The sequence below is a fragment of the Photobacterium kishitanii genome (genome assembly GCF_003026355.1).
Classification (GTDB): Bacteria; Pseudomonadota; Gammaproteobacteria; order Enterobacterales; family Vibrionaceae; genus Photobacterium; species Photobacterium kishitanii.
Genome location: NZ_PYON01000009.1, coordinates 22,913 through 46,335 on the forward strand (window position 1 = coordinate 22,913; position 23,423 = coordinate 46,335).

A 23,423-nucleotide genomic window follows, 5' to 3' on the forward strand; every position below is an offset into this window, starting at 1 on the left:
TCACTGTTGTTTTTGATGATTATAGCCCTTACCGAGGAGATAGCTTATGGGATGTTGTAATTGTGGTTGTGATGACAAAAAAAAGCGGAAGCCGCCGTTAGTGCTAATTATCTTAGTACTTGTCGCGGGACTTGCGGTTTATTTTTGGCAGTAAATTTTAACGAGTATGATGCATTTTTTATTAGTGAGATCTGATTAACATAATGATAAACACCTCTCATAAAAAAAGGCCACGATGAGTGACCTTTTTGCATAATAGCATTAATAAAATAATGTTTTTAACAACATTATATTATTTATTGTAAATGGTGCTATTTCGCTTCAGCTGCAAGAGTGGCAAATGCAAAATCAGCCGCTTCTAAGGTGGCATCAATTTCTTTATCGTTATGCGCAAGTGAGGTAAAGCAAGCTTCATAAGCTGAAGGTGCTAGGTAAACCCCTTTATCGAGCATCAAATTAAAGAAACGCTTAAAACGTTCAATGTCACATTTCGTCACGTCGTCATAGCAAGTGACAGTATCTTGATCAATAAAGAAGAAGCCAAACATTGCGCCAACTTGGTTGACTGCTAATGGAATACCATGTTTGTCAGCAAGTGCTTTAAAGCCTTTAGCTAAACGTTTAGTGGTGTTAGCAAGGCGCTTTTCATTGCCTTCTTCAGTTAATACCGTTAAACATGCATGTCCTGCCGCCATAGCAACAGGGTTACCTGATAGGGTACCCGCTTGATAAACAGGACCTGTTGGTGCCACAAATTCCATTACATCACGACGGCCACCAAATGCGCCGACAGGCATACCACCACCAATAATTTTACCTAAGGTTGTGATATCAGGTTTGATGTTGTAATAACCTTGGGCGCCGCCTTGTGAGACGCGGAAGCCAGTCATTACTTCATCTAAAATTAATAGCGCGCCAAATTCATCACAAATTTCACGTAAGCCCTCAAGGAAGCCGGGTACTGGTGGAATACAGTTCATGTTGCCAGCAACAGGCTCAACGATAATACAGGCGATTTGATCCGGTTGAGCCATGAATGCTTCACGAACAGAATTCAAATCATTGTAAGTCGCGGTTAGGGTGTGTTTAGCAAAATCAGCCGGTACACCAGGTGAGCTTGGTTGGCCCAGTGTTAATGCCCCTGAGCCTGCTTTTACTAATAGGCAATCAGCATGGCCGTGGTAGCAGCCTTCAAATTTAAGAATTTTATCACGACCAGTGAAACCACGAGCAAGACGAATGGCACTCATGGTTGCTTCTGTACCTGAACTTACCATACGTACCATTTCCATTGATGGTACGAGTTCTGATACTAATTCAGCCATGGTTATTTCCATTGCTGTTGGGGCGCCAAAGCTTAAACCTTGCTGGGCTGCTTCAATAACAGCATCACGAATAGCGGCATGGTTATGCCCCAAAATCATCGGTCCCCATGAGCCGACGTAATCGATATAGGCATTACCGTCGGCATCAAAAATATAAGCACCATCGGCACGTTCAATAAATAGTGGGGAACCGCCAACGCCAGCAAAGGCACGGACAGGTGAGTTTACGCCACCAGGGATTTTTTGTTGTGCTTTAGCAAATAAATCAGCTGACTTGCTTGTTTTGCTCATATGAGATCCTATAAAAAAGTAAGGCGTTGATCCAATCCACAGAATTATCTGTCCTAATGAATCATAGGCAAGAGAAGTGTGGGGAGTGAAACTGTCTTATTGTACCTAAAGTGACGCTGAAGAGAGAGTCATTTTACGGTTTAAAATGAATGCGAATCTATAACAAAATGGCTGTGATTTGCGAAACAAGTCACAGTTGCAAAGCTATTTTTCAACATTAGCGGTGTAAATCATAATCACATTGGATTAGGCTGTAACGCTCATCGATCTTTATCTTCTGCGCTGTAATGGCGTCATCTTTATATAATACGGCTCTCTAATGACTGAAAAATCGCGCGGTCTTCATATGCCTTTCCACCTCCAATCTAGTGGGTTAGTTAGGCGTTTTTTGACCCAAGATAAAACACCTGTTTCTGTTCTGTTCCTTTCTGCTCTCGTTGGTACTCTTGCCGGCTTAGTAGGTACGCTATTTGAAATTGGTGTGCGGTGGGTTAGTGAGCAGCGTACTGTCTGGCTTCGAGATGAAATTACCAGTGTATTACCGTTATGGTTAGCAGCCTTTCTTGTGAGTGGCGTACTGGCCTTTATTGGTTATTTTTTAGTATGTCGCTTTGCTCCTGAGGCGGGTGGTTCTGGTATTCCTGAAATTGAAGGCGCGATGGATGAGATGCGTCCTGTTCGCTGGTGGCGCGTTATTCCCGTTAAGTTCTTTGGTGGTTTAGGTGCGTTAGGCTCAGGTATGGTATTGGGCCGTGAAGGTCCGACAGTACAAATGGGCGGTAATATCGGTCGTATGATTTCAGATATTTTCCGTTTAAAAGATAAAGAAGGTCGCCACTCATTACTTGCTGCTGGTGCTGCCGGTGGTCTAGCTGCTGCATTTAATGCCCCAATGGCGGGGATTATGTTTGTTATTGAAGAGATGCGGCCACAGTTTCGTTATAGTTTGATCTCAGTGAAATGCGTCATGATTTCAGCGATGATGTCGACGATTGTTTTCCGCTTCATTTCCGGTCAAAGTGCGGTTATTACCATGCCGCAATATGATGCTCCAGCATTGACATCTTTATGGTTATTCTTGGTTCTGGGGGTATTATTCGGTGGTTTCGGGGTTGTATTTAACCGCTTAATTATTTTCACTTTAGATTGGTTTGTTAAAATTCACCATAATAATCGCACTCGTTATCTAATTACTGGTGGATTATTAGGTGGCTGTTTTGGTTTATTGTTACTTTATTTCCCTGAGCTAACGGGCGGTGGTGTCTTCTTAATCCCACCTGCGACTAATGGCGATTATAGTTTAAATATGCTATTGCTGTTGTTCTTTGCCCGTGTTGTGACAACATTACTCTGTTTTGGCTCCGGTGCTCCAGGCGGTATCTTTGCTCCGATGTTGGCATTGGGTACTTTGTTCGGTACGTTTTTTGGTACAGTGGCACAAGGTATCTATCCTGAGTTAGGAATAGCACCTGGACTGTTTGCTATCGCTGGAATGGGAGCGTTATTTGCAGCTACAGTACGCGCACCTATTACAGGGATTTTATTGGTAATCGAAATGACCAATAATTATCACCTTATTTTGCCATTAGTGGTAACAACATTGGGTGCAACCATGATGGCTCAAATGCTAGGTGGTCAGCCGATTTACTCCCAATTGCTTCACCGTACCATTAAAAAAGAAAAATTAGGTCACGATTCACCGCATGATGCACCGGTTGAGACGGCTAATACTTGAACACAATAGTCAGGTATTAGATAATCACCCTTAATTAATGGAAGTATTTGAGAGGTTTTGTAATGAGCGATGTTAATTTGCCGCTGACTTTTTCTGATGTGGCTGCGAATAAAGTGAAGACGCTTATCGCTGAAGAAGAGAACCCAGAATTAAAACTACGGGTATATATTACCGGTGGTGGTTGTAGTGGTTTTCAATATGGCTTTACCTTTGACGAGAAAGTTAATGATGGCGATATGACCATTGAGAACAATGGTGTGACTCTCGTTGTTGATCCTATGAGCTTGCAATACTTAGTAGGTGGCATTGTTGATTATACTGAAGGCTTAGAAGGTTCACGCTTCTTTGTTAATAACCCGAATGCAACAACAACATGTGGTTGTGGAGCATCATTTAGCGTTTAATGTGATGATCTTTCACTGCCATTAAAAAAGCCGTCTATTGACGGCTTTTTTTGTTTGTAACAGTCGTTAAATATTAGCCTTGAGGCAATAACATTGCATTTTGAGCGACTAAGTGACTGTAGCTGTTTACTTGTCCAAGCTGTTGCTGTGCTTGTTGTTTAAACACGGTTTGAGCTGAGCCTGACAGCGAATGTGCTTGGGGTAAATCTACTGTTCGTGGATTTTGATGCTTACCATTGACCAAGAATTCATAATGTAAATGAGGACCGGTAACTCGTCCGGTTCCACCTAAAGTACCAATGGTTTGTCCTTGTTTAATCCGTTGACCGCTTTTCACCATGCGTTTAGTCATATGAAGATATTTGGTGACATAGTTACCATTATGGCGAATGAAGACATAGTGGCCATTAAATTGGTTATAACCCGATTGCATTACCACCCCATCACCAGCAGCCCAAATTGGCGTACCGACTGGGGCAACATAATCGGTACCACGGTGGGCTTTCACTTGCTTGGTTACTGGGTGTAAGCGACGCGGATTAAAGTTTGAACTGACATAGCGAAAGTTAATGGGTGAGCGTAAAAATGCTTTACGCATCGCCTGACCATTTTTGTCGTAATATTTACCATCTTGATGACGTATGGCAGTAAATGTTTGTCCCATATTGGTAAACGTTGCTGCCAGAATATTGCCGTGATCAATTGGAGCACCATCGAGATAGTGTTGCTCAAAGAGCACTTCAAATTTATCGCCAGCTCGAATATCGAGTGCAAAATCAATATCCCATCCAAACAAAGCCGCGATTTCCATTATTTGATTAGCGGTTAAGCCTGCTTTATCGGCAGCATTCCAAAAACTGGAATCAATAGTTGCTTGAGCATAGTTTGTTTGAGTTTCAATCTGTTGCGTATCGATACTGGCGCTAAAATCATCGCCATCAGCATCTCGTTTTACAACTAAAGTTTCAAGATTATTTAATGGCTGATGTAATTCGATTAGTTTACCTGAAGCATCAAAACCAAAATTTAAATTATCCCCTGGACGTAGTGAGGCCAGCTGCTTGGTTTTATGACTGGTTGTGACGACTTGGTGTAATAGTCCGCTGTCTAAACCCACACTATTAAATGCGATAGCTAAACTTTCACCATTTTTGATGGTGTGAGTTTTCCATGCTAACTGCGAGTATGGTGCCAGCTCCGTTGTTGTTGCTGCTATTGGTGGTAAAACCAATGGGTAATGTTGGCCTAATTGGTATGTCGACTCAGTTGTTGCTGGTGGCTCTGCATAAATCTCAGGGGCCACAATCAAGGCAATAACCGCACTACCGATTATCCCGATCAGTATTTTATTTATTCTTGGCATACGAGGTGAGGAGCTTCCATTCATGACGGTATTAAATAAAAAATAAATAATATTAAGTGTAATGGGTTTCAATATAAGCAGCTATTGAAGTCCAAATATTCAAGATTATTTTTTTAAAATTTGTCGAGGCGACCAAAAAAGGTCATTTTTACAGCAGGGTTAAACCGAGGTAATCATGCTGTAAAGTATATTCTTATCTACTGAGAGCGGTTTTTTTTGTATAAGTTCATTTTGGAAAGCTTACTTTTTAGCTTTGATCGTTAGGGTCTCTGCTAAATTCAGTCTATCATCACAAATTGATGTTCATTTTTTTGACATAGACTGGCCATGGAATCGATTCAACATATTATTACTGAACTCACGCCATTGCTGCAGCAATATGGCTATTATATTTTAGCGCTTGCGATAGCGGTTGAAGGCATGGGGATTCCCGCACCAGGGCAGTCATTATTAGTGGTAGCGAGCTTATTAGCGGCATCAGGAAAAATGTCACTACCTGCGGTACTCATGGTTGGCTGGAGCGCTAGCTTTATTGGTAATAGCATTGGTTACTTTATTGGGCGCCAATTTGGCCATGTGTTGACCCGTAAACAATGGATCAAACCAAAAACATTAACCAAGCTGCATGGCTTTATTGATCGTTATGGCATGCTAGGACTGATTATTAGTCGTTTTGTCGAAGGTATTAAACAATTTATGTGTATTGGCTGTGGTATTGCTGCCATGCCTGCAAAATTGTTTTTTACCGGTAACTTTTTAGCAGTGACAGTATGGTTACTTGTTTTTGGTGTCGCTCCCGCTTATTTGCGTGATGAAGTTGCACCTATTTTAGCGTTTTACCATAAATACCAAACCCAATGTTGGGTGGTGGTTGCCGTTATCGTCGTTGCGATAATATGGTTGGTTTACCGTCGTTTTCAGCGTAACCGTGTTGTGATTGAAAAATAATAGCTTGATTTAGTTATGATAAAAAAACCGCCATGGCTGTAACTCGAAAGAGTATCGCCATGGCGGTTTTTTATTATCAATCGTTAACTTGCGGCTATTTAATTACGTAGAGCAAAGGTTGGTAGTGAAAGGTTCCAACGAATAGCGGCTAAACGAATCGATAAGGTGGTGATAATGCCCATAATGGCAGCCATGGAAGGTAATACACCGAGAGATAAACTCAAGGTATGTACGACACCACCAATAATACAAGCAGTAGCATAAACTTCGGTACGGAAGATCATCGGTACTTCTCGACCTAATACATCACGAATAACCCCACCACCACAGCCAGTGATAACTCCCATAATGACCGCAACTAATGGTGATGCGCCATAACGTAATGATTTTTCAACCCCGATAGCAACGAAGACTGCGAGTCCAATTGCATCGGCTACAGGTAGAAAATATCTTGGCATTCGTCGTGGTCGCTGAGTGGCAAGCATGGTGATAATACAGGTAATAAAAATCACCCATAAATAGTTGGTATCGTGAATCCAAAAAACGGGTGTTGCCCCTAATGCCATGTCCCTAATAGTGCCGCCACCAATAGCAGTAACACTTGCAAGTACGACTACACCAAAAGGATCCATCCGTAGCCGTCCAGCCATGAGTACTCCAGATGCGGCAAAAATCGCAGTGCCAAACATATCGAGAAAATAAATGAGCATCTCTGTACCTACAAGAATTAATGAAGTTGAGTAAAGCGGCTGAGATTGTACGAATAAATTCGCAAGGCACAACTGCAATTAAATGCTTTGTGAAGTTATTCACAGGGTTTATAACAATATTGTGATTAATGATCGTCTCGTACTTGATCGAGTAACGTGCAGACTTGCTTAATTGCCAGTAAAGTCCGTGGTGTAGGTCGGTTTAACCAATTAGCGTTAAGCTGATAAATATGGTGCTGTTTAACGGCAATTAATTGATGCTGCCATGGTGCCCATCGCTGTTGAGTCGTCGTGATGGGTTGTGGACTGAATATCACTTGAGGTTGGCGGACAACAACTTGCTCCTGGTTAATCAGTGGATAGGCGGCACGACTGTTAGCAAAAATGTTTTCACCGCCACAAAAGCGAAATATTTGACTTGGCCAGCCTTTATCAGCAACGGTCATTAATGGTGCTGAACCAAGTTGGTAAAAATAACGCACTTTAGGCTTATTATGATTGGCTTGTTTTAGTTGTTGTAATTGGTGTTTAAATGCCGCTGCAGCTTGTAGTGCTGGTTGAGGTGAATCAGCATATTGACTAAGTTGTGCTAATGTTTTCGGTATATCAGCTAATGTTTTAGGATTGGAGTAAATGATTTTGATACCGAGCTGTTGTAAGCGAGCGAGTTCACGACTCGGGTTGCCACCTTGCCAAGCTAAAATTAAATCAGGTTTTAAAGCTAAAATACGCTCCATTTTAAGGCCACGATAATTAGCAACCCGTTCTAGTTGTTGGGCGGCTGGCGGATAGTCACTGTAGGCACTGGCTGCGATGAGTTTATCACCTAATCCTGCCGCATAAGCCATTTCAGTGGTGTGGGGTGATAAGCTGATAATGCGTTGAGTTTGTTGCGCTAAAGTGGAGGCGATAGCGGGAGTAATAGACGTTATAATCACTACTAACCAAAACAATAACCGCACTATAAAACTCCACAGAAAAAGTATAACAATAAGCTTTCAATTGTGACCCATACATAGAGTCGTTGCGTCATTAATTGTTGTATTTGTGCAATATGTAGCGCTGCTGGGGTTATTTTTCCACCTAAGCGTGGCCGCACCATTTTGACATTATTATAAATAGCAGGCCCTCCGAGTGATAATGCTAATTTGTGGCCAGTAGCGACTAATAGCCAGCCCGGACCGGGTAAATGCCAGTTTTCACCTTGTTGACGTAAACCTTGAAGGGTAGTGCGACTATTTCGCCCTAAACAAATCAATAAGGCAAATAACCGTAATGGTACGATATCAAGTACCGCCGCGATACGTATCGCTGGACGACCAAAGACGACATATTGGGTGCGTGTTGGTGACCATGCTCGCGCAAGACTAATGGCTAAACGATATAATACCGCTGCGATACCACCGCCAATAGCATACCAAAATAATACCCCAACAACATGACGACCGTAGCTTAAAATAATGGTTTCAGCGCCTGCTTTACCTAAACCTAGCAGTGAAAGTACATCAGCATTACGATTGATATGAGGATCAAGTAGTTGTCGGCACTGGTCTTTATTATTATTGCTATAGGCGTGATTAAATTGCTGACTGAGGCTAGCACTATGTTGCCAATCAAGACTAAGCCATAAGAGTATTAGTTGAAATAGCGTTGGATACCATACCAATTGGCTGATCGCGAGTAATAGTACTAAGGCTGTTAACCACATTAATGCCCAAGCCAAGTAACCGGCTAGTAACCGCTGTGAATGGTTTTCATGAGGATGGTTGACACGAGAGGCAATAAGTAACGCTAAACGGTGCCAGATACGTAATGGATGCAGTTGATGCGGCACAGGGAGTAACCAATGTAATAACAAGGCTCCCCACAAAGCAAGCAGGGAGCTATTGGTCACCAATGAGGCGATAAATGCCGAAGTTGTCATCAGTAGTTATCATCTCATCAGTTTAATTTAGTTTAACAATTCAACCATTTTAGCGACCATAATTGAAGAGCTTTGTGCTGCAAGTGGCAGGAACTCATCAAAGCTCATTGGTGATTCTTTGTCGGCAACATCAGAAATTGCGCGTACAACCACAAATGGTACTTTAAATTGGTGACAAGCTTGAGCAATCGCTGCCGCTTCCATCTCAACCGCAACCACCGTTGGAAAATGAGTGCGAATAAAGTTTTGCTTTTCAGCTGAACACACAAAAGCATCACCAGTACAGATCAAACCACGAACTGCGTGTGGTGGTTGGGGTAACGCGGCAAGTGCTTGCTCTGCAACTGACATTAATTTTTCATCAGATAGGAAAGCTGCTGGTTGTTGTGCCATTTGACCAATTTCGTAACCGAATGCAGTCACATCTGCATCGTGGTAACGAACTTCTGTTGAAATAACAACATCACCGACGTTTAAGCTTGATTCGAAACCGCCAGCAGAACCAGTATTAATCACAACATCAGGTTGAAAACTTTCAAGTAGAACTGCTGTACCTACTGCGGCAGATACTTTACCAATACCGGATTGCAGTAATGCTACATCGGCACCGTTAAGTTTGCCAGTGTAGATCGTACAACCGGCTTTGTTATGAGTTTCACAGTCAGTAAGTTGATCTTTAAGGATGGCAACTTCTTGTTCCATCGCGCCAATAATGCCGATTTTCATGAATGGTATCTCTTGTTAATGAGGGCACGGATAGTGCTGATATGACCAAGATTGTAGCATGAGCCATAATCATTATTCCAAAACTCTCGTGTCAACGGCTTTAATCGTTGTAAATACACAGCAGGTGCGAAGTGCAACTGCTGTGTTGATGATGAGAGTTAATCAATTAAGCGCTTTATACGTCTAAATAATCGAGAATGCCATCGGCGGCTTTACGGCCTTCATCAATCGCTGTGACGACGAGATCTGAACCTCGTACTGCATCACCGCCAGCAAAGATTTTAGGGTTAGAAGTTTGGAAAGCGAACTCCGTTTGGGCTGCTTTAATACGACCCCATTGATCGAGTTCAACATCATAAGGTGCTAACCAAGGCATAGCGTGTGGCTGAAAACCAAATGCCATGATAACCGCATCAGCGGCTAAGCGATGCTCGCTACCCGCAACGGGCTCTGGACGACGACGACCAGCAGCATCCGCATCACCAAGGGCTGTTTTAACGACATCGACACCAATCACATTGCCATTATCATCAACGGCAATCGCTAATGGTTGTAAATTAAAGGCGAAGTTAACCCCTTCTTCATGCGCATTTTTTACTTCACGTTTAGAGCCCGGCATGTTGGCTTCATCACGGCGGTAAGCACAGGTGACTTTTGCCGCTCCCTGACGAATGGATGTTCGTACACAGTCCATTGCGGTATCACCACCACCAAGGACAACAACATGTTTATCTTTCATATCAATAAACGGCTGTTGCTGTTCAAGTTCCATTACACGGTAAGTGTTAGAGACTAAAAATGGCAGCGCATCATAAACGCCAGTTGCATTTTCGTTTTCTAGCCCAGCACGCATATTTTTATAGGTACCAACACCTAAGAAAACAGCATCATAATCTGCTAGTAGCGTGTTGATACTGATATCTTTACCAATCTCGGTATTAAGTTGAAATTCAACCCCCATCTCCGTAAAGATTCGGCGACGATTGACCATGATATCTTTTTCTAATTTAAAAGAAGGAATACCAAAGGTCAGTAAGCCACCAATTTCAGGGTAACGGTCAAACACGACCGGTTTCACACCGTTACGCACTAACACATCAGCACATGAAAGCCCCGCAGGACCTGCGCCAATGATGGCTACTTTTTTATCTGTCCACTCAACGTTGGACATGTCTGGCTTCCACCCCATTTCAAACGCTTTATCAGTAATATATTTTTCAACATTACCGATAGTGACGGCGCCGAAATCGTCATTAAGGGTACAAGCTCCTTCACATAAGCGATCTTGCGGACACACACGACCACAGACTTCAGGTAAGGTATTGGTTTGGTGGGATAACTCTACCGCCTCAATAATACGACCTTCATTGGCAAGCTTTAACCATTGTGGAATGTAGTTATGTACCGGGCATTTCCATTCACAATAGGGATTACCACAATCAAGACAACGATCAGCCTGCGCGCCGGCTTGCTGCTTAGTAAAAGGCTCATAAATTTCCACAAACTCAATTTTACGAATTTGGAGTGATTTTTTGGGTGGGTCGATACGTTCGACATCAATAAATTGGTAAACATTCTGGCTCATTTGGTTTCCCTCCCTTATTGTGCCTGAAGGCGCAGTTCAGCTGCTGAACGGCTTTGGTGACCCAGCAGGGTATTGATGTCTGCTGATTTAGGTTTAGCAAGATAGAATTTTGGAATCCATTGTTCAAAGTGAGTCAGAATATCATTCGCATGATCTGATCCGGTTTCTTGCCAATGACGATCAATTAAGCCACGTAAATGTTCTTGATGGATTTTTAATTGATCGAGTGCAATGGCTTCAATCAGTTCTGGGTTGACGCGACCTGAAAAATCACCGTCTTCATCGAGAATATAAGCAAAGCCACCGGTCATGCCAGCACCGAAGTTGACCCCTGTTTTACCTAAAATTGCCACGATCCCGCCCGTCATATATTCACAAGCATTATCGCCAGCACCTTCAACAACAGCAATGGTGCCTGAGTTTCGCACCGCAAAACGTTCGCCAGCTTTACCTGCGGCAAACAGTTTGCCTCCTGTTGCACCGTATAAACAGGTATTACCAATAATGGTGGCATCACTCGATTTAAACGCTGAACCTTGCGGAGGACGAATGGCAATTTTGCCACCAGTCATACCTTTACCGACGTAGTCGTTAGCATCACCGGTTAAATTAAGATTAAGTCCGCCAGCATTCCAGACGCCAAATGATTGCCCAGCCGTACCGATAAAGTGCAGCGTGATCGGTGCTGATGCCATACCTTGATTACCATAACGACTAGCAATTTCACCAGATAAACGCGCCCCAATTGAGCGATCTGTGTTGCAAATTGGGAAGTGATAATCACCACCGCTGCGGTTTTCTATTGCGCTCAGGGTGCACTCTAGTAATTGCTGACTTAATTGCGCATCATCAAATGGCGCATTAGTTTCGCTGCAATAAAGCGTTTTTCCTGGTTGCGGTGTTGGTGCAATCAATAATGGACTTAAATCCAGTTTTGATTGTTTAGCGGTAAAGCCATCAAGTTGCTGTAATAGATCGGTACGGCCGATTAAATCAGTCAATTGTTTAATCCCAAGCTGGGCTAATAATTGACGTACTTCTTCGCCGACACCAATAAAGTAATTCATTACCTGCTCTGGCAAGCCTTTAAAGAAGTCACGACGTAGTTTTTCATCTTGAGTTGCAACCCCAGTCGCACAGTTATTTAAGTGACAAATACGCAGATACTTACATCCCAAAGCAACCATTGGTGCTGTACCGAAGCCAAAGCTTTCCGCGCCTAAAATTGTTGCCTTAACAACATCAAGGCCGGTTTTTAAGCCCCCATCAACTTGCAGACGAATTTTATGACGTAAGCCATTGGTGACTAGAGCTTGTTGCGTTTCAGCAAGTCCAAGTTCCCATGGGCTACCGGCATATTTAACCGAGGTTAAAGGACTGGCCCCCGTACCACCGTCATAACCTGAAATAGTGATTAAATCAGCATAGGCTTTGGCAACACCTGTCGCAATAGTGCCAACGCCGGGTTCGGATACTAGCTTGACTGACACTAATGCTTGGGGATTAACTTGTTTGAGATCGAAAATAAGCTGCGCTAGATCTTCAATCGAATAAATATCGTGATGCGGCGGCGGAGAAATCAAGGTTACTCCAGGAACAGCAAAACGTAACTTAGCGATCTCAGTAGTGACTTTATGGCCGGGAAGTTGACCACCTTCGCCAGGTTTTGCCCCTTGAGCGACTTTAATTTGAATGACATCGGCATTCACTAAGTAATGTGGTGTTACGCCAAAACGGCCAGATGCGACTTGCTTGATACGTGAGTTACGCTCGCTGCCAAAACGGCGAGGATCTTCACCACCTTCTCCAGAGTTAGAACAACCACCTAAACGGTTCATGGCAATTGCTAACGCTTCATGGGCTTCTGGGCTTAGGGCGCCAATCGACATCGCTGCAGAGTCAAAACGTTTATACAATTCAGTTGCCGCTTCTACTTCTTCAAGCGCAATGGGATCGTGGTTATCGGTTAGGGTCAATAAGTCACGAATTGCGGCGACAGGACGATGATTAACGTGCTTAGCAAAGGCTAGGTAATCTTGATAATCACCTGATTTTACAGCTTTTTGTAAGGTGGAAATTACATCTGGATTATACGCATGGAACTCGCCGCCATGAACATATTTGAGTAAGCCACCGTGATCGATAGGTTTACGTTTTAGCCATGCTTTATGACTAAGGTTATGTAAGTCTTGTTGAATGTCGTTAAAGTCGGCGCCTGCAATTCGGCTCGACACACCTTTAAAACACAACTCAATAATGTCATCGCCTAAGCCAATCGCTTCAAATAACATTGAACAACGGTAAGATGAGATGGTTGAGATGCCCATTTTGGACATGATCTTAAATAGGCCTTTATTGATACCATCGCGATAATTAGTCATTACTTCGCGGTATGGCTTATCAACGACCTTGTTATCAACCATTTTTGCTAGTGACTCATAAGCAAGGTAGGGATAAACAGCGGTAGCACCAAAGCCAAACAGTACCGCAAATTGATGCGGATCACGTGCCGTTGCAGTTTCAACCACAATATTGGTATCACAACGTAAGTTGTTATCTACCAATCGGCGCTGGACTGCACCAACAGCCATTGCTGCTGGAATCGGCAGGGTATCTTTAGTGATGGCACGATCTGATAACACTATCAGCACCGCACCTTGCTCGACTAATCGTTGTGCTTTATCACACAGACTAATAATCGCTTGCTGAAGATCTTGCTGTTGGGGATCAAAATTAATATCGAGCTGGTTGCTGGCATAGTATTGTTGATCAAGCCCCAGTAATTGTTGTAAATCAGAATACAACAATATTGGTGACTTAAATGCCACCCGTTGGGCATGGCTATCGGTCTCGCAAAACACATTGATTTCACGGCCAATACAACTGGCAAGCGACATCACATGTTTTTCACGTAAAGGATCGATTGGTGGGTTGGTCACCTGAGCAAACATTTGACGGAAATAGTCGGTGATTGGTCGCTGTTGTGATGATAATACCGCCATTGGCGCATCATCACCCATAGATCCTGTTGCTTCTTGGCCATTTTCACCAATCACGCGTAGCACTTGATCGAGTTCTTCTCGGCTGACGTTAAATTGTTTGTGATAGGTATTAAGCTGATTATCGTCTAAGTTACGTTGACCAATATGATCATCATCTAACTGCTCAAACGGGATTAAATGTTGTACATGTTTATCCATCCATTGCTTATACGGATGGCGACTCATTAACTCATTATCGATATCTTGTGAGTGCCAAATTTTTGCAAATTTAGTATCAATAACTAATAGCTCACCTGGACCTACACGGCCTTTTTCTGCGACTTCATCAGGGGTGTAATCCCAGATCCCAACTTCAGAAGCGATGGTGATCAGTTTATCTTTGGTGATCACATAACGTGCTGGACGCAAGCCATTACGATCAAGGTTACAGGCTGCGTAACGACCATCCGACATCACAATCCCTGCTGGGCCATCCCATGGCTCCATATGTTTGGAGTTGAAATCGTAAAAGGCACGTAATGCGGGATCCATATCGGGATGATTTTGCCATGCTGGTGGCACTAACATTCGCATTGCGCGGAATAAATCCATCCCGCCAGCTAAAAATAGCTCCAGCATATTATCAAGGCTTGATGAATCTGAACCGGTTTCATTAACAAAAGGAGCTGCGGTTTTTAAATCCGGTAACAGTGGCGAGCTAAATTTATAGGCGCGCGCACGTGCCCACTGACGATTACCAGTAATGGTATTTATTTCACCATTATGGGCTAGATAACGGAAAGGTTGTGCTAATGGCCATCGTGGCTGAGTATTAGTTGAAAAGCGTTGGTGGAATAAACAGATCGATGATTCTAAACGAATGTCCCCTAAATCTAGATAAAATTTAGGCAGATCAGCGGGCATAAATAGCCCTTTGTAGACTGTAACTTGGGTTGAAAGGCTACAAATATAGAAATCTTTATCTTCAGTAATGCGTTTTTCAATACGGCGGCGAGCAATATAAAGTCGACGCTCAATATCACGCGGTTTCCAGCCGGCAGGGGCATTAATAAATACTTGTTCAATGGTTGGTAGCGATTGCTGAGCAATAGGGCCCAGTACACTTGGGTTAATTGGTACTTCACGCCAACCTGCAATAGATAAGGTTTCAGTGATCAATTCTTCATTGATAATTGTACGTGCTTGCTGAGCCAGCACCGGATCTTGACTGAGAAAGATCATCCCTACCGCAAATTCACGCGATAAGTTCCACTGCTTTTCTGTGGCGATAATACGATAAAAATTATCGGGTTTTTTAATTAATAAGCCACAGCCATCGCCAGTTTTTCCATCCGCGGCGATACCTCCTCGGTGGGTCATACGATCGAGGGCAGATATTGCGGTACGAACAAGCTTATGGCTGGTTTCGCCTTCAATGTGGGCGATAAGACCGAAGCCACAGTTATCTTTTTCTAGTGATGGGTTATACAGTGACATTGCAATTCTCCCTTGCTCCTGTTTGTTGTAAACAGTTTTACTGCAAAATGAAAATCAATATAGATTTCTCACTTTGCTTCCTACGATATTTCAAACTAACTATAATTTACAAAAAGGTCAAATGTTGCTAACAAATGATATTTATGGCTGTTAAGCGGTTTTTATTAACTTTAAATACCTGAAATAAATCTATATTAGTTACAGCTATAAGTTTTTCAGTAGTGATAATAAAGCCATTACAGCTATGTTCTGAAGTGAAAATAGTACTAAACGTAGTGGTTGGTGACATTAATGTTATAAAGTTGTGTGGAGGGTAATCTTCTGAACTGTAATCAATAAAAAAGTCAGCTTCGATAAGCTGACTTTTGATTTTAGTAGAATCTAGTAACAATAAAGTTTACGAAAGCATCAGTGAATCCGCTTTTGCTTCGAGGTTAGAGTTACCCATCAGGTAGCTATCAATCGCTCGTGCTGATTCGCGGCCTTCGTTAATACAACGTACCACAAGCGATTGTCCGGTACGCATATCACCTGCAGCAAATACACCTGATTGACTGGTTGCAAAATCTTGCGTGGCAACATTGCCGCGATCATCAAGTTTTATATTTAACTGCGCTAATACACCGGTTGGTTCTGGGTGTAGAAAACCCATCGCTAAAAAGGCCAGATCACACGCAATTATGCGCTCAGTTCCTGCTACTTCTTCAAAGTGAGGTCTTTCACCGGGTTTTGCATCCTGCCAAGCAATATCAGCGATACGTAGCCCTTTGACATTACCGTTACCATCATCAATAAATTCTTTAGTAAGAATATTCCAATAACGATCACAACCTTCTTCATGAGAAGTCGATGTTTTCATGATCATTGGATATGACGGCCATGGTTGATTGGCTGGGCGTTGTTCTGGTGGTAATGGCATGATTTCAACTTGAGTGATACTTGCCGCACCATGGCGGTTTGAGGTGCCGACACAGTCAGAGCCTGTATCGCCACCACCAATCACTACCACATGTTTATCTTGCGCATGCACCTCTGCTGTTTTGAGATCCATATTATTAGCGCGACGGTTATTTTGAGCTAAAAACTCCATCGCAAAATGAACCCCATTTAGCTCACGACCGGGAATCGGTAAATTACGCGGTACCGTAGAGCCACCCGTTAGCAAAATAACATCGAATTCTTGGCGCAACTGCTGAGCGTTAATAGCCACTCCGATATGGGCATTGACTTCAAATTTAACGCCAGCTTGCGCCATTAAGTCGATTTTACGATCAATAATATCCATGCCGAGTTTAAAATCAGGAATGCCAAATCGTAGTAAACCACCGACTTTTTCATCGCGTTCAAACACTGTAACAGTATGACCAGCACTATTTAGCTGCTCGGCTGCTGATAAACCAGCAGGGCCTGAGCCAATAATGGCAATGGTTTTACCAGTGCGCGAACGTGGGATTTTTGGTTTGGCGTAACCTTCACGGTAAGCGGTTTCAACAATGGTTTTTTCAATGTTACAGATAGTAATTGGATCTTGATTGATGCCGAGCACACAGCCACTTTCACAAGGTGCTGGGCATACTCTACCGGTGAACTCTGGAAAGTTATTGGTTGAACTTAAAATATTCCACGCTTCTTCCCAGCTATCACGATAAACCGCATCATTAAATTCAGGAATGATGTTACCGATTGGGCAGGCGTTATGACAAAACGGTACGCCACAATCCATACAACGTGATGATTGTTCTTGAATTTTTTCACCAAATTCATCATTAAGAACAAACTCTTTATTATCTTGAATACGAACACTTGGATCTAGCTTACTTGGCAGTTCGCGACCAAATTCTAAAAATCCCGTAGGCTTACCCATTGATGGCCTCCAACGTTTCCTTGTTTTGAGCGGCAGCTTGACGCTGTTGTAATACGGCTTTGTAATCCCTTGGCATCACTTTTCTCATCTGGTTGAGGTTCGACTCAAAGTTAGATAAGAACAGTTCTGCAACCGTACTACCTGTTAATTCAATATGTTTGGTTAGCATATCAAGTAGCAGTGCTTTATCTTCAGCTTCTATCGGGTCAAGATCGACTAATTCCGCATTGAGTTTAGTTTCAAAGTCACCAAATTGATCCCACACGTAGGCGACACCACCACTCATACCGGCGGCAAAGTTACGTCCTGTTTGACCAAGAATTATCGCGATTCCCCCCGTCATGTACTCACAACCGTGATCACCGATGCCTTCGACAATAACTTTTGCCCCAGAGTTACGGACACAGAAACGTTCACCAGCAAGACCACGAATGTAAGATTCACCTGAGGTTGCACCATAGAAACACACATTACCGACCACAATATTATCTTCAGCAATAATGTCGGATTGGTGATCTGGATAGAGTACCAATGTACCGCCTGAGAGTCCTTTTCCCCAGTAGTCATTGGCATCGCCTTCAACGGTAAATTGCACCCCTTTAGCGAGAAATGCGCCAAAGCTTTGACCAGCAGAACCGTTAAACTTGATGGTCATCGGTTGTGGTAAACCTTGGTCTTTATAAACCTTAGATATTTCATTTGATAACATGGTGCCGACACTGCGATCAGTATTGATAATTGGCAGTTGTGCAGTAACAGTTTCACCCTTGGTCAGTGCAGGCTGTGCCAGTTTAATCAATGTACGGTCAAGGACGTTTTCTAGACCGTGATCTTGCTGACGTTGGTTATAAATACCGTCTTCAGCACGTGGTGGTTGAATATATAACACTGGACTGAGATCGAGGTTCTTGTATTTCCAATGGCCAATATCATCACGCAGCTTTAATTTATGTGCTTGGCCAACCATTTCATCAATGGTACGGAAACCCAGTTCAGCCATCACTTCACGTAAACCTTGAGCCATATATTGGAAGAAAGTAACGACGTCTTCTACACGACCATCAAAACGTTCACGCAGGGTTTTGTTTTGAGTGGCGATACCAACAGGGCAAGTGTTTTTGTGACACTTACGCATCATGATACAGCCTTCAACCACGAGAGCTGCTGTTGCAACGCCCCATTCTTCAGCGCCGAGTAGGGTCGCGATGGCAAGATCACGCGGGGTTTTCATTTGGCCATCAGACTGCACCACAATACGATTACGCAAACCATTTTTAAGCAGGGTTTGATGCGTTTCGGCTAAGCCAAGCTCCCACGGTAAACCGGTGTGACGAATCGATGACATTGGTGATGCACCAGTACCGCCATCAAAGCCTGCAATTAACACTACATCAGCTTTGGCTTTGGCAACACCAGAGGCAATGGTACCCACACCAGCTTCTGATACTAATTTAACGTTAACACGACCTGCGCGGTTAGCGTTTTTCAAATCGTAGATCAGCTGCGCCAAATCTTCGATTGAGTAAATATCATGGTGAGGTGGCGGCGAAATTAAGCCAACCCCTGGCGTTGAGTGGCGGGTTGCACCAATCCAATCATCGACTTTATCACCAGGTAACTGACCACCTTCACCAGGTTTTGCACCTTGTGCCATTTTAATTTGCAATTCAGATGCATTGGTTAGGTAATAAGAGGTTACCCCAAAACGACCCGATGCAACCTGCTTGATTGCCGAACGTTCCCAATCGCCATTATCTTTTTTATCAAAACGAATTGGGTCTTCACCACCTTCGCCGGAGTTAGATTTAGCGCCGATACGGTTCATGGCGACCGCTAAGGTTGAGTGGGCTTCATAAGAAATTGAACCAAAACTCATGGCACCAGTTGCGAAACGCTTGAGAATGTTTTCAATCGGTTCGACGTCATCAAGTGCAATTGAACCCGCGGGATTGCTGACAAAATCTAGTTGGCTACGCAGGGTTGCTGCATTGTCACCTTGATCGTCGACCGCTTTGGCGTATAGCTTAAATTGAGCATAATCTTTTTCGCGAGTCGATTGCTGTAACAATGAAATAGTTTCAGGGTTAAACAGGTGTTTTTCACCACGTTGTTTCCATTGATATACGCCGCCGACATCGAGAATTTGCACTGGAATTTCACGAGTTGGGTAACCGACACGGTGACGTACCAGTACTTCTTGAGCGATGTCATCAATAGTTAGACCCTGAATACGAGTCACTGTACCTGTGAAGTATTTATCAACCACCGCTTTACTAATACCAAGAGCTTCAAAAATTTGTGCGCCATGGTAAGACTGTAAGGTTGAAATTCCCATTTTAGAGAAAATCTTTAGTAGTCCGCCGTTAACGCCTTTACGGTAATTATCAAATAAAGTATCGGTAGGAAGCTCCGGATCGAGCTTACGTTTATACTGAAGATCAACCAGAGTTTCAGTGACTAAATAAGGGTTGATCGCATTAGCACCATAACCGATAAGAGTGGCAAAGTGATGAGTTTCACGTGCATCACCGGTTTCAACCACGATGTCACATTTAGCCCGTAGACCTTTACGGATCAAGTGATGATGAACAGCGCCAACGGCTAACATTGCAGGGATCGCGGCATGGTTAGAGTTCACCGCACGGTCTGTCAAAATAATGATCGAATAACCATCAATAACGGCATCTTCAGAATATTGACAAATACGCTTTAAAGCACGATCAAGCTTGCCTTGTTCGCCACTGGCACGGAATACAATATCCAGTGTTTTTGATTGCAGATGCTCATTATCAATCGCGCGAATTTTTTCTAATTCAGCATTGGATAGTACTGGTGATTCAAGCTCGACTTTATGGCAATGCTCTGGTGTTTCAGTTAGCAGGTTTTGGTCTTTACCTAAATAAGTATTAAGCGACATCACCATTCGTTCACGAATAGGATCGATGGGTGGATTAGTCACCTGCGCAAATAGCTGCTTAAAGTAATTCGATAAATGTTGTGATTGATGCGACAGTACTGCTAATGGCCAGTCTGCGCCCATAGCACTAAGAGGTTCATAACCTGTATTCGCTAATGGCACGATAATATCGTTAACTTCTTCTGAACTAACACCAAATGCTTGTTGATGATGCAACAGCCGTTCAGGTGTTGGCTGATGGTACATGTTATCAGCATCAGGCAAGGTCTTAAGTGTCAGTAGATTATCTTTGAGCCATTGTTCGTATGGTTGTGCCGTTGCAATGCTGTCTTTGACTTCTTCATCAGAGATGATGCGGCCTTGTTCGAGATCGGCAACAAAAATACGACCAGGTTGCAAACGACCACGGAACTGAATATTTGCCGGATCAATGTTTACCACTCCTGATTCTGATGCCATGATCAGGAAATCATCTTTAGTCACCGTATAACGTGATGGACGTAAACCATTACGGTCAAGGGTCGCACCAACTTGAACCCCATCAGTAAAACAGACTGATGCTGGACCATCCCATGGTTCCATGATATTGGCGTGATACTGATAAAAAGCCCGTCGTTTAGGATCCATGCTGGTGTTTTCTTGCCATGCTTCAGGGATCAGCATCATCAGTGCATGCGGTAAGCTACGACCAGATAGCACTAATAATTCCAGTGCCATATCAAAGTTGGACGAATCTGAACTGCCTTCCTGACAAATAGGCAATAACATATCGAGTTCTTGTTGACTGAATAAGTCTGATTCAAGAATGGCTTCGCGGGCTTTCATCCAATTAAGGTTGCCACGGACGGTGTTAATTTCACCATTATGAGCAATATAACGGAAAGGTTGCGCTAAGCGCCAGCGGGGAAAGGTATTGGTTGAAAAACGTGAATGCACTAATGCTAATGCGGTTACCATCGCTGGATTTTGTAAATCAAGGAAGTACTGTGGTACTTGGGCTGTGGTGAGCTGGCCTTTATACACTAGGGTTTTATATGACAATGAGTTGATGTAGAAATCATCACCAATATTAGATACGCTTTCTAAGCAGACACGGACGGTATAGTTACGTAATACGTAAAGTTTACGTTCTAATACCGCAGGATCTAGATTGGTACCACCGGTAATGAAAACATGTTCAAATTGAGGTTCTGTGCTGAGTGGATCTTCGCCTAGCATTGAGTTATCTACCGGAAGTACTCGGTAGCCAATGACTTCTAGATCGAGACGTTTGGCATTACGCTCAAGAATATCACGACATTGTTGACGTTTATGTTCATCTTTTGGAAATAAAACGACGCCGACACCGTATTGCGCAAAGGTCGGCAGTTTAATGCCTAGCTTAACCGTTTCTTCTAGTAAAAATTCATGGGGTTTTTGTAGTAAGATTCCAGCGCCATCACCACTGCTAGGATCACAACCTTGACCACCTCGGTGCTCCATACGTGCCAGCATATCGAGGGCCTGAGTGACAATCTGGTGAGATTTACGGTTTTTAAGGTGGGCAACAAAGCCGATACCACAGGCATCGTGCTCTAATTCAGGCACATAAAGTCCCTGAGCGTTAAGCTCTTGAGCTGTCATAGATACATCCTTCCAGTTACATCAAGCCATATTCCTAAGGCTTGGTTATCCCTAATTTATTATCACAATCAATGAGCATTGATATGGACTCCTGTCCTGCATCATTGATGGTGTGTTTATGATGACGAAATTATGTCATACACAAACTTAATTCTGTTGTATTACTATTAATTGTCATAAAGCACGTTATTTATGCCTAAAGAGCCATATAAACCACGTAAAAGCAGCGTAATAATAGGGCTTTTTTTGTTTATAAATTGCACACAAGTGTAACCATCCTACAATTTTGATACATTAATTACCAATAAAAATTAACACTTTTGATGCATAAATGAAGCATATGGATATTCGGCGATCGGTCTTAATTAAGTCCTTTGAAAGCGATATCAAATAACGCTAGAGGAAGTGTTTTTTGTTTTAGCACAACCTTCACGATGGTGATTGATGATATGTTGCGGCTCTTTTTCGTATTGGTCTGCGCTGACGTAGATTATTCATTGTTTTAAACGCTAGGTAATACCATGCAATTGCATCAACTCGTCAATACTTTTGGACAAGATCTTCAGCATCGTTATGGTGAAAAAGTTCATAAACTCACCCTCCATGGTGGTTTTAGTTGTCCTAATCGCGACGGTACTATTGGTCGTGGTGGCTGCACATTTTGTAATGTTGCGTCATTTGCTGACGAAAATAATCAGTTCGTGCCGATTAAACAACAATTAACAGCTCGTGCTGGCGAGGTTCGTCGTGCTCAGCGTTATTTAGCTTATTTTCAGGCTTACACTAGTACCTATGCTGAAGTACAAAGTTTAAAAAAGATGTATGAGCAGGCGCTAACATCTGTCGATATTGTTGGCTTATGTGTTGGTACTCGCCCTGATTGCGTGCCTGATGCGGTATTAGAATTACTTGCTGGATATGTAGCACAAGGCTATGAAATTTGGCTTGAATTAGGTTTACAAACCGCTAATGATAAAACCTTGAAACGCATCAATCGCGGTCATGACTTTGCTTGTTATGCTGCTATCACTCAGCGAGCTCGGGCATTAGGAATTAAAGTTTGCACCCATTTAATCGTCGGTTTACCGGGTGATACTAAAGCCGATAATTTGATGACATTAACCAAAGTTGTCGAGATTGGTGTGGATGGGATTAAATTGCATCCATTACATATTGTTGAAGGCAGTAAAATGGGGCAAGCATTTAAGGCTGGTCGATTACAACCTATTAGTCTTGATAATTATACGGATATTGCCAGTGAGATGATCCGCTTAACTCCGCCAGAGGTGGTTTACCATCGTGTCGCTGCAAGTGCGCGTCGACCAACCCTGTTAGCACCGATGTGGTGTGAGAATCGTTGGTTAGCTATGACTGAGATTGGACGTTTACTTGATAAATATGGATCGCAAGGTAGTGCGTTAGGCGTTCCCTTTGTTTATCAATTACCAAACTTACATAAGAATACCTAAATGAAGCCTACGTTAAGTAGGCTTTTTTGTGTGCCGCAATAAAACTTTACAGCTTTCGTTT

The 23,423-nt window shown here is 43.0% G+C and carries 14 protein-coding genes; 4 read left to right on the plus strand and 10 right to left on the minus strand.

The features are described 5' to 3' along the window. Positions 1-311: 311 nt before the first annotated feature. Positions 312-1,616 carry a glutamate-1-semialdehyde 2,1-aminomutase gene (gene hemL, locus C0W29_RS11845; RefSeq protein WP_036796062.1) on the minus strand — a complete coding sequence of 435 codons (1,305 nt, stop codon included), beginning with the start codon at positions 1,614-1,616 and terminating at the stop codon, positions 312-314. Positions 1,617-1,962: 346 nt separating this feature from the next. On the opposite strand from hemL, the gene clcA reads away from it, so the two are divergent. Together clcA and erpA are read left to right on the plus strand one after the other, a co-directional pair. Continuing rightward, positions 1,963-3,351 (plus strand): H(+)/Cl(-) exchange transporter ClcA, encoded by a 1,389-nt coding sequence (gene clcA, locus C0W29_RS11850; RefSeq protein WP_373455535.1) that lies wholly within the window; start codon positions 1,963-1,965, stop codon positions 3,349-3,351. Positions 3,352-3,413: 62 nt separating this feature from the next. Further along, complete coding sequence (erpA, locus tag C0W29_RS11855; RefSeq protein WP_036796059.1) at positions 3,414-3,755, plus strand: iron-sulfur cluster insertion protein ErpA; 342 nt, start codon at positions 3,414-3,416, stop codon at positions 3,753-3,755. A 73-nt stretch (positions 3,756-3,828) separates the two neighbouring features. On the opposite strand, the gene C0W29_RS11860 is transcribed toward erpA, so the two are convergent. Continuing rightward, a complete protein-coding gene (locus C0W29_RS11860; RefSeq protein WP_235862083.1) occupies positions 3,829-5,118 on the minus strand; it encodes a peptidoglycan DD-metalloendopeptidase family protein in 1,290 nt (429 codons plus the stop codon). 327 nt (positions 5,119-5,445) lie between these two features. On the opposite strand from C0W29_RS11860, the gene C0W29_RS11865 reads away from it, so the two are divergent. Then, on the plus strand, positions 5,446-6,066 hold the full coding sequence (locus C0W29_RS11865; RefSeq protein ID WP_036796058.1) for a DedA family protein: 621 nt from the start codon (positions 5,446-5,448) through the stop codon (positions 6,064-6,066). Between the two features lie 98 nt (positions 6,067-6,164). On the opposite strand, the gene C0W29_RS11870 is transcribed toward C0W29_RS11865, so the two are convergent. From C0W29_RS11870 to gltB (C0W29_RS11910), 8 genes are all read right to left on the minus strand, one after another. Next, entirely contained in the window at positions 6,165-6,776 is a 612-nt protein-coding gene (locus C0W29_RS11870) for a TRIC cation channel family protein (protein WP_036796056.1), read from the minus strand. 125 nt (positions 6,777-6,901) lie between these two features. Further along, positions 6,902-7,738 carry a vitamin B12 ABC transporter substrate-binding protein BtuF gene (gene btuF / locus C0W29_RS11875; RefSeq protein ID WP_052671651.1) on the minus strand — a complete coding sequence of 279 codons (837 nt, stop codon included), beginning with the start codon at positions 7,736-7,738 and terminating at the stop codon, positions 6,902-6,904. Then, the gene (locus C0W29_RS11880; protein WP_045045102.1) at positions 7,738-8,700 is read right to left on the minus strand and encodes a cobalamin biosynthesis family protein; all 963 of its coding nucleotides are present in this window, start codon (positions 8,698-8,700) and stop codon (positions 7,738-7,740) included. Before C0W29_RS11880 ends, btuF begins: the two co-directional genes overlap by 1 nt. A gap of 27 nt (positions 8,701-8,727) precedes the next feature. Beyond that, positions 8,728-9,426 (minus strand): 5'-methylthioadenosine/S-adenosylhomocysteine nucleosidase, encoded by a 699-nt coding sequence (gene mtnN, locus C0W29_RS11885; RefSeq protein WP_045042234.1) that lies wholly within the window; start codon positions 9,424-9,426, stop codon positions 8,728-8,730. Positions 9,427-9,601: 175 nt separating this feature from the next. Next, positions 9,602-11,011: an FAD-dependent oxidoreductase gene (locus tag C0W29_RS11890; RefSeq protein WP_045045103.1), complete on the minus strand. Its 1,410-nt coding sequence runs from the start codon at positions 11,009-11,011 to the stop codon at positions 9,602-9,604. A gap of 14 nt (positions 11,012-11,025) precedes the next feature. Next, positions 11,026-15,489: a glutamate synthase large subunit gene (gltB, locus tag C0W29_RS11895; RefSeq protein ID WP_045045104.1), complete on the minus strand. Its 4,464-nt coding sequence runs from the start codon at positions 15,487-15,489 to the stop codon at positions 11,026-11,028. A 397-nt stretch (positions 15,490-15,886) separates the two neighbouring features. After that, the gene (locus C0W29_RS11905; RefSeq protein ID WP_045045105.1) at positions 15,887-17,353 is read right to left on the minus strand and encodes a glutamate synthase subunit beta; all 1,467 of its coding nucleotides are present in this window, start codon (positions 17,351-17,353) and stop codon (positions 15,887-15,889) included. Next, entirely contained in the window at positions 17,346-21,893 is a 4,548-nt protein-coding gene (gltB, locus tag C0W29_RS11910) for a glutamate synthase large subunit (protein WP_045045106.1), read from the minus strand. Before gltB (C0W29_RS11910) ends, C0W29_RS11905 begins: the two co-directional genes overlap by 8 nt. Positions 21,894-22,414: 521 nt before the next feature. Here gltB (C0W29_RS11910) and mnmL point away from each other — a divergent pair. Then, entirely contained in the window at positions 22,415-23,362 is a 948-nt protein-coding gene (gene mnmL / locus C0W29_RS11915; protein WP_045042240.1) for a tRNA modification radical SAM protein MnmL/YtqA, read from the plus strand. The last annotated feature ends 61 nt before the right edge of the window (positions 23,363-23,423 follow it).